This window comes from Corallococcus sp. AB038B (genome assembly GCF_003668955.1).
Classification (GTDB): Bacteria; Myxococcota; Myxococcia; order Myxococcales; family Myxococcaceae; genus Corallococcus; species Corallococcus exiguus.
Window position 1 is genome coordinate 90819 of sequence record NZ_RAWO01000019.1, and the last position, 12423, is coordinate 103241.

The 12423-nt window shown below is 70.5% G+C and carries 9 protein-coding genes; 4 read left to right on the forward strand and 5 right to left on the reverse strand.

The annotated features are described in order from the left end of the window. Positions 1-41 precede the first annotated feature (41 nt). Both D7Y04_RS40725 and D7Y04_RS40730 read left to right on the forward strand, forming a co-directional pair. On the forward strand, positions 42-2645 hold the full coding sequence (locus D7Y04_RS40725) for a response regulator (RefSeq protein ID WP_121762837.1): 2604 nt from the start codon (positions 42-44) through the stop codon (positions 2643-2645). Continuing rightward, positions 2642-3778, forward strand: coding sequence for a class I SAM-dependent RNA methyltransferase (locus tag D7Y04_RS40730; protein ID WP_121762838.1), 1137 nt, complete (start codon positions 2642-2644; stop codon positions 3776-3778). The genes D7Y04_RS40725 and D7Y04_RS40730 overlap by 4 nt, the downstream gene beginning before the upstream one ends. A 118-nt stretch (positions 3779-3896) precedes the next feature. On the opposite strand, the gene D7Y04_RS40735 is transcribed toward D7Y04_RS40730, so the two are convergent. From D7Y04_RS40735 to D7Y04_RS40745, 3 genes are all read right to left on the reverse strand, one after another. After that, on the reverse strand, positions 3897-5492 hold the full coding sequence (locus D7Y04_RS40735) for an ATP-binding protein (protein ID WP_120596051.1): 1596 nt from the start codon (positions 5490-5492) through the stop codon (positions 3897-3899). Positions 5493-5733: 241 nt separating this feature from the next. Beyond that, positions 5734-7014 carry a TIGR02266 family protein gene (locus tag D7Y04_RS46655; protein WP_121762839.1) on the reverse strand — a complete coding sequence of 427 codons (1281 nt, stop codon included), beginning with the start codon at positions 7012-7014 and terminating at the stop codon, positions 5734-5736. A 16-nt stretch (positions 7015-7030) separates the two neighbouring features. Continuing rightward, positions 7031-7405 (reverse strand): response regulator, encoded by a 375-nt coding sequence (locus tag D7Y04_RS40745; protein WP_121762840.1) that lies wholly within the window; start codon positions 7403-7405, stop codon positions 7031-7033. Positions 7406-7487: 82 nt separating this feature from the next. Between D7Y04_RS40745 and D7Y04_RS40750 the strand changes: the two genes are divergently transcribed. Then, positions 7488-8885: a M20/M25/M40 family metallo-hydrolase gene (locus D7Y04_RS40750; RefSeq protein WP_171807775.1), complete on the forward strand. Its 1398-nt coding sequence runs from the start codon at positions 7488-7490 to the stop codon at positions 8883-8885. A gap of 28 nt (positions 8886-8913) precedes the next feature. Next, the gene (locus D7Y04_RS40755; RefSeq protein ID WP_121762841.1) at positions 8914-9939 is read left to right on the forward strand and encodes a hypothetical protein; all 1026 of its coding nucleotides are present in this window, start codon (positions 8914-8916) and stop codon (positions 9937-9939) included. 25 nt (positions 9940-9964) lie between these two features. Here the strand turns inward: D7Y04_RS40755 and pip are convergent, their stop codons facing one another. Both pip and D7Y04_RS40765 read right to left on the reverse strand, forming a co-directional pair. Next, complete coding sequence (pip, locus tag D7Y04_RS40760) at positions 9965-10930, reverse strand: prolyl aminopeptidase (RefSeq protein ID WP_121762842.1); 966 nt, start codon at positions 10928-10930, stop codon at positions 9965-9967. 278 nt (positions 10931-11208) lie between these two features. Then, on the reverse strand, positions 11209-12390 hold the full coding sequence (locus D7Y04_RS40765) for a small ribosomal subunit Rsm22 family protein (protein WP_120577494.1): 1182 nt from the start codon (positions 12388-12390) through the stop codon (positions 11209-11211). Positions 12391-12423: the final 33 nt, after the last annotated feature.

Sequence of the window (12423 nt, forward strand, 5' to 3'; positions counted from 1 at the left end):
CCAGGAAAGGCGGGGAGGTTGCTGGACCTCCCCGTGAATGGATGCAGGCACCCTTCGATTTCCAGACGCTCTTCGAGCTGTCGCCCAATCCCTACATGCTGCTGGACCGGGAGCTGCGGTACGTCACCGCGAACTCGGCCTACCTGCGGGTGACCGCCAGCCGGCTGGAGAACCTGGTCGGGCGCACCCCCTTCGATGCGTTCCCGCACGACCCGGACGACCCGGCCAATGCCAGCACCCGGATGCTGCGCGACTCGTTCCGCCGCGTGCTGACGGAGCGGGTGCCGGACACGCTGGCCATCATTCCCTACCGGGTGCCCCGCCAGACGGACGGCGGCGTGGTGCTGGAGGAGCGCTACTGGAGCGCCACGCACACGCCCCTCCTGGACGGGCGGGGCGAGGTGGCCTTCATCCTCCAGCACACGATGGACGTGACGGAGCTGCATCAGCTCAAGCAGGCCGTGCGCGGCCCGGAGACGTCACTGGATGGGGGCGGGCCGCGGACGCAGTTGATGAGCGGAGTGCTCGCGCGCGCCCAGGCGGTGCAGGAGGCCAACCGGGTGCTGGACGACGAGCGCCGGCACCTGCGGCGCCTGTTCGAACAGGCGCCGGGCTTCATGTGTTCGCTGAAGGGGCCGGAGCACGTGTTCGAGCTGGCCAACCGCTCCTACCTCCAGCTCGTGGGGCACCGGGACCTGCTGGGCAAGACGGTGCGGGAGGCGCTGCCGGAGGTGGCCGGGCAGGGCTTCTTCGAGCTGCTGGACCGGGTGTTCACGACCGGCGAGCCCTTCGTCGGGCACAACATGGGGCTGCAGTTGCAGCGCGAGCCCGGGGGGCCGCTGGTGGAGGCCTTCCTGGACTTCGTGTACCAGCCCGTCATCGAGGCGGACGGCAGCGTCTCCGGCATCTTCGTCCAGGGCCACGACATGACGGCGCAGAAGCGGGCGGAGGACGAGCTGTCCCGCCACCGCGAGCACCTGGAGGAGCTGGTGCGCGAGCGCACTCGGGCGCTGGAGGAGAGCGAGGCGGAGCGCCGCCAGGCGGAGGCCGCGCTGCTCCAGGCACAGAAGATGGAGGCGGTGGGCAAGCTCACTGGCGGCGTGGCGCATGACTTCAACAACCTGCTCCAGGTGGTGAGCGGGAACCTCCAGTTGCTCCAGCGCGACACGGTGGGTGACACGCGCGCGCAGCGGCGCCTGGAGACGGCGTTGGGCGCGGTGGAGCGTGGGGCGCGGCTGGCGTCGCAGTTGCTCGCGTTCGCGCGCAGGCAGCCCCTGGCGCCCACGGCGCTCAGCCTGGGTCGGCTGGTGCGCGACATGGACGACCTCTTGCGCCGCGCGCTGGGCGAGGACGTGGAGGTGGAGACGGTCATCGCGGGCGGGCTGTGGAACACGTCCGTGGACCGCAACCAGTTGGAGAACGTCATCCTCAACCTGGCCATCAACGCGCGCGACGCCATGGACGGCCGGGGCAAGCTGACCATCGAGGCCGGCAACGCGATGCTGGATGACCACTACGCGATGATGCACCCGGAGGTGACGGCGGGGCAGTACGTGCTGCTGGCCATCTCCGATACGGGCGCCGGCATGACGCCTGAGGTGATGCAGCGCGCGTTCGAGCCGTTCTTCACCACCAAGCCGGAGGGGCGCGGCACGGGCCTGGGCCTGAGCATGGTGTACGGCTTCGTGAAGCAGTCCGGCGGCCACGTCAAAATCTACAGCGAGCTGGGCCACGGCACGTCCATCAAGATCTACCTGCCGCGCACCTTCCAGGCGGCGGCGCAGCCTGCGGAGGCCGGGACGGGGCCGGTGGAGGGCGGCACGGAGACCATCCTCGTGGTGGAGGACGACGCGGCGGTGCGGGCCACGGTGGTGGAGGTGCTCACGGAGCTGGGCTACCGCGTGCTCAAGGCACACGACGGCCAGAGCGCCCTCGCGGTCATCCAGAGCGGCCTGCCGGTGGACCTGCTCTTCACGGACGTGGTGATGCCGGGGCCGGTGCGAAGCCCGGAGCTGGCGCGGCTGGCGAAGGCGCACCTGCCGGACATCGAGGTGCTCTTCACGTCTGGCTACACGGAGAACGCCATCGTGCACGGCGGCCGGTTGGATCCGGGCGTGAGCCTTCTGTCCAAGCCGTACCGGCGCGAGGACCTGGCGCGAAAGATTCGCGTGCTCCTGCGCGGACGCGAGCAGCGGCTGGCGGCGAAGCCGTACCGCGCGCCCACGCCCGCTCCCGTGGAGGCGAAGGCGAACGGTGCGCTGCGCATCCTCCTGGTGGAGGACGACGCGGACATCCGCGAGTCCGCGTCCGAGTTGATGACGGACCTGGGGCACACGGTGCTCGCGGTGGAGAGCGCGGAGGCGGCGAGCGAGGCGCTGGCGAAGGATGCCTTCGACCTGCTCTTCACGGACGTGACGCTGCCGGGCAAGTCCGGCGTGGTGCTGGCGCGCGAGGCCGTGCGGCTGTATCCAGCCCTGCGAATCATCATTGCCTCCGGAGACTCTCGCGCGGTGTCGGCGGAGGACGGCAAGGCGCTGGAGCGTGTGGTGCTGCTGCCGAAGCCGTATGACCTGAACCAGATGGAGCGCGCGTTGGAGCAGGCCGCGATGGACGTGGGTTCCTCCGCACGGACGCGGTCGGCGTGACGGACGTTCAGGCCCGGACGGGCGAGTCCATCTACGTGTCCACGCTGCCGGGCCTGGAGCCCGCGCTGGAGTCGGAGGCGCGCGAGCTGGGGCTGTCCTTCCGGCGCGCGGAGGGCGGCATCGAGTGCGAGGGCCCGTCCGGTCTGCACCAGACGGCGAACCTGCGCGTGCGCACCGCGAGCCGCGTGCTCCTGCGCCTGGGCACCTTCACGGCGCCCACCGCGGACGCGCTGGTGCATGGGCTGCAAGCGCTGCCCATGGCGGGCGTCTGGGACGGCAAGATGCCGCTGCGGCTGTCCGTGACCTTGCACCGCTCCGTGGCCCCGGGGCCCGCAGTGGTGCTGGAGTCCGCGGCCGTGGCCTGGGACCCGTGCGAGGTGACGGTCGCGGGACACCTGGACGAGGAGGGTGGGGGGCCAGAGCTCACGCTGCTGGTGCGCGGCGAAGGAGAGCGCTGGACGGTGAGCGTGGACACGTCCGGAGCGCCCCTGTACCAGCGCGGCTACCGGCAGGAGGTGGGGCGTGCGCCCCTGCGCGAGACGCTGGCCGCGGGCATCCTCCGGCTCGCGGGCTACGCGGGGGACGTGCCCCTGGTGGATCCGATGTGCGGCTCGGGCACGTTCCTGGTGGAGGGAGCGTGGATGTCCCAGCGCCGCGCGCCGGGCCTGCTGCGCACGTTCGCGTTCCAGTCCTTCCCGTCCTTCGACAAGGCGGCCTGGGCGCACCGCCGCGCGGAAGCGGAAGCCGAGGGGCTGGCGGAGCCCCGCGCGCCCATGCGCGGATACGACCTCAACGCGGGTGCGCTGGGTACGGCGCGGCGCAATGCCAGACGCGCGGGCGTGACGCTGACGCTGGAGCGGCATGACCTGCGCACGCTGAAGGCCCCTCCGGACGCACCCGGGCTGGTGGTGGCCAACCCGCCCTATGGCAAGCGCGTGGGCGAAACGGAGGACCTGCCGGACCTCTACCGTGCGTTGGGCGCGACGATGAACGGCGCGTTCCGCGACTGGCGCAAGGCGCTCATCGTCCCCGAGGATCCGAAGCTGGTGGCGGCGCTGGGACTGAAGGGCGCGAGGCAGCTCCAGGTGAAGAACGGCGGCCTGCGCTGTCTGCTGGTGCTGGCGGGCGGCTGAGCTGGAGCGGTAGCACCCGCTCGAAGCGAGCCGGTGGGGCGACGCAGGAACTGAAGAGCGCGCGGCAGCTCGAAGAACGGCTGCCTGCGCTGCCTGCGATTGCTCTCGGGTGCTTGAGCTAGAGCGGCAGCACCAGCTCGAAGCGCGCGCCGCCTTCGGGACGCGCGCCCGCGCGCACCTTGCCTCCGTGCGCGAGCACCACGCGCCGCACGATGGCCAGGCCCAGGCCGCGGCCGTTGGCGCGGGTGAGGAAGAAGGGCTCGAAGACGCGCTGCGGATCCAAGCCCGCGATGCCCGGGCCCTCGTCCTCCACACTCAGCGAGACGCCGTCCGGCACGCGGCGCACCTCCACTCGCACCGTGCCTCCGCGCGGCGAGGCCTGGATGGCGTTGCGCATCAGGTGCGTGACGGCCAGCTGCAACAGCGTCTCGTCGCCGGACAGGTCCGGAACGTCCGGCGCCTCGTCGAACGCCACGCGCGGCTTGGGCAGCTCCTCACGGCCGTGGAGCAGCTGCGCGAGCGCGCGGTGCACCAGCTCGCCCAGCGAGACGGGGCGCGGCCGGGGCTCCAGCGGGCGCACCGCGTCCAGCAGGTCGCGCACGATGTCCTCCAGCCGGATGGCCTCCTCCTCCAGCATCTCCACGGCGGAGGCTCCCGCGGGCCCCAGGCGGGGTTCACGCTTGAGCACCGCTACCGTGTTGAGGATGGCGCCCAGGGGATTGCGCACCTCATGGGCCACGACGCCCGCCGCCTCGCCCAGCGCCGTCAGCCGCTCGCTGGCGATGAGTTCGTTCTGCAGGCGGGACACCTCCGCGAGCCGTGCCTCCGCAGCGCGGTGGTGCCGCACGTTCTCCAGCGCGCCGCCAATGAGCTGCGCGAACAGCTCCAGCGCCCCCGCGTTCGCGGGCGTCAGCGTGGTGGACTGCACCGCCAGCACGCCGAAGGGCTCGTCCCCCACGTAGATGGGCGCGTCCAGCGCGCGTGAGCCCGGCGGGTAGATGCGCTGGATGGTGTCCGCCACCTCCGGCGTGTGCAGCCGCCGCGCCATGCTGAACGCGTCCGGATGGAACACCGCCCGGCGGCTCGTGAGCACCTCCGCCAGGTGCGGCATCCCCGAGCGGTGGAGGCGCACCGCGTGCACGTCCTGTCCGTACAGCCGCGACGCCGCCGCCAGGCTCTCCGCCTCCTGGCGCATGGGCCCGTGGCGCAGGAAGTCCCCCTCCAGCAACATCACGGAGACGTAGAAGCCCTGCCGGTGAAGGGCGTCCACCGCCAGCTCCAACACCGCGTCCTCGTCGCGGCAACGCAGGAGCTCCGCCGCGGTGGCCACCAGCATGGTGGACAGCGTGCGCACCGCGTCCCCGCCCTCCGCGTCCAGGAGCAGCACCAGTTGCTCCTCCGGCACGCGGCCCGGCGCGGTGACGGGGGAGAGCAGGTGCAGGCGTCCATCCGCGCCGCGCATGCGCACGAACGCGGGCCGCACCGGCGTGGGCTGCTCGCCGCGCATCAGCGCTTCGCACAGGGGCTCCACCCAGGAGCGCTCCTCCGGTCCGAAGCGCGCGGAGAACTCCAGCAGTGACGGCAGCTCGTCCTCGCGCAGACCCAGCAGCGTCCGCAGCGCGGTGTTGGCGAACACCAGCCGGTCCCCGCGAATCACGAACAGCGGCACCGGCAGCGCGGGCAGCAGGCCATCCAGCGAGTCGGAGACGCTCATCGCCGCCCCTGCGTTCCAGGGGAACGGGAGCCCGGAGGCAATCGCCGCGCGGGTGTGCCGTAGGAAGGGATGAAGGCGTTGAGCACTGGAGGAGACACCATGAACTTCGCGAACGAGTTGGACCGCCGGGACCTGGAATTGAAGTCCGTCATGGCCGTGTGGGTCGCCTTCGTGGCGATGAGCGCGGTCTTCCTGGGCCAGTTGTTCTAATCCCGAGCGGAGCCACCCGCCCGGGAACCTGTCAGGGCTTCTTGGGGCGGCGGACGTACTGCTGGATGAAGTCCCGTTCCTCCGCGCGCAGCGAGCTCAGGCGCAACCCGTAGCCCTTGGGGTTCTTGCCGTCGTCCAGGGAGTTCTCCCAGATGACGGAGCTGCGCAGGGTCATCACCCGCTCCGGATCATCGAAGCGCAAGGTGAGCTCCACCTGCGTCCCCAGCCGCAGTGGCCGGTCCGTGCCGATGAACAGGCCGCCCGACGACAGGTTGATGATGCGGTGGTCGGTGAAGATGCCCATGTTCTTCATCGACACCTTCACGTCCGCGTGGAGCCGGTCGTCCGACCGGCGCTCCAGGCCCACGAACTCGGCGCTCGAATACGAGGGCGCTGGGGTGGCCATGGGGCGCCGGATGGGCGCGGGCGGCGGCGGTGCGGGAGCCGGCGTGGGCGGCGGCGGCGTCACCGGACGCGTCGTGGGCGTCATCACCGGCGGAGGCCGGGGCGGCGCGGGAGGAACCCCCGGACGCGTCATGCTGCCTGGCACGGGCGTCGGCGGAATCGCGGCGGCCTGCGGACGTGTGAAGGAACCCGGAACAGGCGTCGGCGGAATGGATGCTGCCGCGGGACGCGTGAAGGAACCCGGAACGGGCGTTGGCGGAATCGCGGCGGCCTGCGGACGTGTGAAGGAACCCGGAACAGGCGTCGGTGGAATCGCGGCGGCCTGCGGCGTCATCACCGGCGGCGGACGCGCGGGCACCGCGGATCCACTCATCGGCAGCGGCGCGGAGGGCTGCGCGCCGCCCATGTCCAGCCGGGGCGGCGGGGGCGCGGGAGGCTGCATCGCGCCCTGGAGGAAGAGCGTCTCCGCCTCGCGGATCCGCCGCGAGAGGAAGTCGAAGATTTCAACGGAGACCTTGCGCAGCTCCGGATGCAGATCCGACGACAGGTGCTCCGGTGAGAAGCGCTTCGCCATGCGGAAGAAGGCGAGCCGGAACTCATCGAGGGATGCCTGCGGCTTGAGCCCGAACACCTCGTGCGGCGGCAGGTGCAGCAGTCCGCGCAGCTGGTTGCGAAGGCGCTCCGCCTGCTGGTTTTCGACGGAGGGCGTGGGCGCCGCGGTGGTGAACAGGTCGCGGACCTCCGGGAGCTCCTGGAGCGCGACCCAGTTCGTGCCGTCGCGCGACGCGCGCACGGCTGTCTTCAATCGGCCGGAGGCGATGAGGTCGCGGAAGGCCTGCAGTTGCAGGGGGCCCAGCACGCGGCCGAGCGAATCTCCCACCCAGTAACCGACAACGGATGACGACACGAGGACCTCAGCGGAATCAGGACGCGAGCGCCTGGCGTACGGCGGCGGCGATCTCCAGGGGATGGAAGGGCTTGCCCACGAAGCCCATCGCCCCCGCGGCGATGGCCTGCTCCACCACGGGCTCCGCGTCCATGCTGCTGATGACCAGCACGCGCGTATCCGGTGAAACAGTCTTGATGGCGCCCAGCACCTCCAGCCCGCTCTTCTTCGGCATGAAGAGGTCCAGGAACATCACCGCCGGCTGCTCCTTCGCCGCCAGCGCCAGCCCTTCCTCCCCGTCCGCGGCCTCCAGCAGCCGCAGGTCGATCCCCGTGTCCGCGATGACGTCCTTGAGGATGCGACGCACGAAGCTGTCGTCATCCACCAACAGCAGGGTAGGTAGTCCGGGCATGGGCGGGAGGATACATAAGACGCGCGACGTTTGGGCGCGCGCATCCCACGTGCCTGCTCGGCTTTTGGGTTAAGGGGTGGGCATGTCCACCAATCCCGCGCTGTCCCATTTCGAGGCCCACAAGGCCGCGTACCTGGAGGACCTCAAGGCCCTCGTACGCATACCCAGTGTGTCCTTTCCGGGGTTCGACGCCGCTCTCGTGCGCAAGAGCGCGGAGGCCACCGCGGCCCTGTTGAAGGACCGTGGATTTGAAAACGTTCAACTGCTCGAAATCGAGGGCGCGCATCCGTATGTCTATGGCGAGGTGCTCAAGGCGCCGGGCCGGCCCACGCTCCTCCTCTACGCGCACCACGATGTGCAGCCCGCGGGAGACGAAGCGGCCTGGAAGAGCCCGCCCTTCGAGCCCGAGGAGCGCGACGGCCGCCTGTACGGACGCGGCGCGGCGGACGACAAGGCGGGTATCGTCGTGCACACCTCCGCCGTGGACGCGTGGCTCAAGAGCACCGGCCAACTCCCACTCAACGTGAAGGTCATCATCGAGGGCGAGGAGGAGGCGGGCAGTGACCACCTGGGTGCATTTCTCCAGAAGCACGCGAAGCTGGTAGCGGCGGACGCCATCGTGTTGACGGACACGACCAACTTCGACACGGGCCTGCCGTCCATCACCACGGCGCTGCGCGGGCTGGTGACGGTGGACGTGGAGGTGCGGGGGCTTCAGCAGGCGGTGCACTCCGGCATGTGGGGCGGGCCCATTCCGGATCCGGCGATGGCGCTGTGCCGGATGTTGGCGTCGCTGACGCACGCGGATGGCACCATCGCGATTGAAGGCGTGATGGAGCAGGTGAAGCCGCTGACGGAGGCGGAGCGCCAGAGCATCCAGGCGCTGCCCGGCGACAACTCGACCTTCCGCGAGCAGGTGGGCCTGCGCGAGGGCGTGCAACTGCTGGGCGGTGGGCGGCACCCCTGGGAGACGAACTGGCGTCAGCCGAGCCTGGCCATCAACGCCATCCAGGCCAGCAGCCGCAAGGACGCGCGCAACATCGTGGTGGAGTCCGCGTGGGCGCGCGTGGGCATTCGTGTGGTGCCGGACATGGATCCGGAGGACGTGCAGCGCCGGCTGGTGGCGCACCTGAAGAAGGTGTGCCCGTGGGGCCTGGAGCTGGAGATCCGCGAGGACCAGGCATCTGGCTGGTGGTACACGGATTCGTCGCATCCGGCGTTCCAGGCGGCGTTCCGCGCGCTGGAGAAGGGCTACGCGAAGAAGCCGGTCACCATCGGGTGCGGTGGCTCGATTCCGTTCGTGGAGCCGTTCGCGAAGGAGCTGGGCGGCGTGCCCGCGCTGCTCATCGGCGTGGAGGATCCGTACACGTACGCCCACTCGGAGAACGAGAGCCTGCACCTGGGCGACTGGGAGAAGGCCATCCGCTCCGCCATCCACCTCTATGAGGAGCTGGCGAAGTCGCTGACCCCTCGCGGCTGAGCGCGGAATGGGGTGGAGTGCGCGCTTCATGCGCTCACCCCGTCCCGTCTGGAGTGTCCTCGCCGTCCTGAGCTGTGTCCTGTCCTCCACGGGGGCCCTGGGAGCGGAAGCGCCCTGGGCCGTCGTGCTGGGGCAGGACGCGACTGCGCCCGCGCTGTCCAAGCAGCTGGCCGAGCTGAAGAAGGACCGCGCGTTGGCGTGGGTGAAGCCCGCGAAGGGCTTCCCCAAGGTGATGGCCGCGAAGGCGCTTCCGGGGCTCGAGGAAGGGCAGCAGTTCGCGGTGCTGGGCGTGTGCGGCACGAAGGAGGACGCGGAACGTGCGATGGCCCTGGTGCGGCCATGGGTGCAGGACGCGTCAGTGCGGCAGCTCACCGGCACCGCCGCGCTGTCGTGCCCCACGCCCAACGCGCTGAAGTCGCCGCTCAAGACGGACGCGAAGGCGGCGGCCTCACATCCGTTCCCGAACGCTCCGGGCCTGGTGCTTACCGAGCACCGGTTGAACCCGCGCACGGTGATGGAGTGCCAGTCCTCGGACCTGCTGCTGCGCGTGGCTCAGGGGCCGGCCGTGCTGGCGGAGGTCCTGATGAAGGGTCAGTGCGTGGGGCCGTGCACGCCGGAAAATCAAGCCCAGGCGAAGGAGCGCGTCATGGCGCTTCAGGCCCAGGCGAAGCAGGGCAGCACGACGGCGGAGCTGCTCCTCAAGGACAGTGCCACGAGCTGCATGGTCCGGGATGCACGCGTCCAGAAGGTGATCACCGACCTGGGGATGCCCATGGCGGTGGTGGCCGTCGGCTCGTCCATCGTGAGCATGAAGAAGCCGGATGGGGTCCTGATGGCGCCGGGCTGCGGGAAGCTGGTGGAGTCGCCCTATCTGACGGAGCCCGGGGCGGATGACCTGTCGCTGGTGGAGCTCATGGCGGATCAACCGGGACCGGAGGCGTGGAAGCGCTTCAACGTCTCCACGGCGGGCCAGCACGTGGCCCATCTCGTGTGGAACGCCCGCAAGTGCGAGTGGCAATCGGACGACCCGGAGCCCGAAGGCCAGGACATGTGACGTCCCGGCCCGTGCCCGCGGCCCGTTACAGGCCGCGGAAGCGGTCCGTGGCCTCGATGAGGGCGGAGGTGTTGCCGGGCTCGTTGGCGGAGTGGCCCGCGTCCGGCACGATGACGAACTGGGCCTCCGGCCACGCGCGGTGCAGAGCCCACGCGCTCTCCGGCGGGCACACGACATCGTAGCGGCCCTGCACGATGACGGTGGGGATGTGGCGGATGCGGTGCACGTCGTCCAGCAGCTGGGTGTCCGTGCGCAGGAAGCCCTTGTTCACGAAGTAGTGGCACTCGATGCGCGCGAAGGCGATGGCGAAGTCGTCGCCCGCGTTGCGCGCGATGAGCTCCGCGTTGGGGTACAGGCAGCTGGTGCGGCCCTCCCATACGCTCCACGCCTTCGCGGCCTCCTGCTGTGAATGCTTGTCGTCACCCATCAGCCGCTTCGCGTAGGCCTGGAGCAGGTCGCCGCGCTCTTCCTCGGGGATGGGCGCGAGGAAGTGCTCCCACGCGTCCGGGAACATCGCGCTCGCGCCGCGCTGGTAGAACCAGTCGATCTCCTGCTTGCGCAACAGGAAGATGCCGCGCAGCACCAGCTCCGTGACGCGCTCCGGGTGGGCCTCCGCGTACGCGAGCGACAGGGTGCTGCCCCACGAGCCGCCGAAGAGCATCCAGCGCTCCAGGTCCAGGTGCTCGCGCAGCCGCTCCATGTCCGCCACCAGGTCCCAGGTGGTGTTCTCAATCAGGCTGGCGTGCGGCGTGCTGCGGCCACAGCCTCGCTGATCAAAGAGGATGATGCGGTACACGCTGGGGTCGAAGAAGCGGCGCTGCTTCGGGTCGGTGCCGCCGCCCGGGCCGCCGTGCACGAACACCACGGGCTTGCCCTTCGGGTTGCCGCTCTCCTCGAAGTGCACCGTGTGGCCACCGGTGACCTTCAACTGGCCGGTGCGGTAGGGCTCGATGGCGGGATAGAGCGTTCGCAGCGGCGTGGGTGCGGGCACGGGGTTCCTTCCTTGGGAATGAGGTGCGGCGCAACCTAACAACAGACGGCGCCCACGGGGCGAGCCGTTCAGAGATACCACGTCAGCCCGAGAACGAGTCGCCACGGTCCTCCTTCGAGGATGGTGCCTCGCTGATGCGGGCCGCCATCGCGCTCCTGGAAAATTTCACACCGGAGGCGAGGAGGACGGGCAGCGTGAAGCGACTGCGGGGCACGGGGCCTCCGGGGGAAGGACTGCATCCCTCTACGGAGCGGCCACCGTGCCCTGGTCGTCTCCGCTCAAGGTTTCGGAGGTTCAGGCGGCTTGGGCGCGGGCGGCACGCCGCGTCCGGCCTGGGCCACCATGCGCACCTCGGCGTTCTCCCCGAGCGCGAAGCCGTCGCCCTTCGTCTCCAGGTCCGTCGCCTCGATGACGTCTCCGCGCTGGAGGTGGAAGAACTTCTCGTTCTTCTCCGAGCGGTGGCGCTCCTGCATCGCCAGGCCCACGCGCCCCTCCGGCCCGCAGCCGATGTAGCGCTGGCGGCCCTTGCCCTCCAGCGACTCGCTGACGATGCGGAACAGCCGGCCCGGCGGCGGCTCCGGCCACGGCTCGCCCTTGGGCGCCAGCAGCAGGTAGCTCATCTTGAGCGATTCCTTGTGGAAGCCCGCCACGCGCGCCAGCTCCTCCACCACGCGAGGCATGGGCCACGCGCGCTCGGCGTGGCACCAGTCCGTCTCCTTCACCAGCGCGGGGCACGCGCCGCGATACATGCACGGCGCGCGGATGGCGTAGCCGCGCTCCACCATCAGGTCGCGCACCTTGAGCAGGTTGCGGCTCGTCTCGCGCAGCGCGGGCTCCATCACCAGCAGGCTGCCGCCCTTCTTCACCTTCGCGAGCACCGACTCCAGCAGCGCCGCGCGCGGCTTCAGCGCTTCGTCCGTCGCGCCGTACAGCTCATTCACGACGTGTCCCATCGTGATGAGGTCGTACTGGCCATCCGGCAGCGTGGCGTTCTTCTTCATCGGATCCCACTCGCGCGTGGCCATGGCCTCGCCGGCCTCCGTGGCCAGCTCGCGCGCCAGGTTCAGCGCGGGCTTGCTGCGGTCCGCGGCCGTCACTTCACTGGCGCCCGCGTCCATGGCGGCGAAGGCCACCGGGCCCGGGCCGCTGCCCAGGTCCAGCACCTGCCTCGGGCGGTTCGGCAGCTCGCCCAGCACCTGGCGTGCCTGGGCGTAGGACACCGGCCAGTAGAAGAGGAGGTAGGCGCCCAACAGGCGCGGGTCGTCCATGTAACGGGCGCCGGCCAGCTGGCGCTCGCGGGTGAGGCCGTGGGACAGCTGCTTCACGCCCGCGCCCACCTCCTTGACCTCCTGCGGCGTGAGGCGTCCTTCCGGCCCGTCCTCCCGGCCTCGGGACGCGCGCCACACGGAGATGAGCCGGGGCAGCCATCGCTCCAGGTCCTTGCTGTATGCGTTGCTCATCGTTGCCTTCACATCAGGGGTCGCCACCCGGAG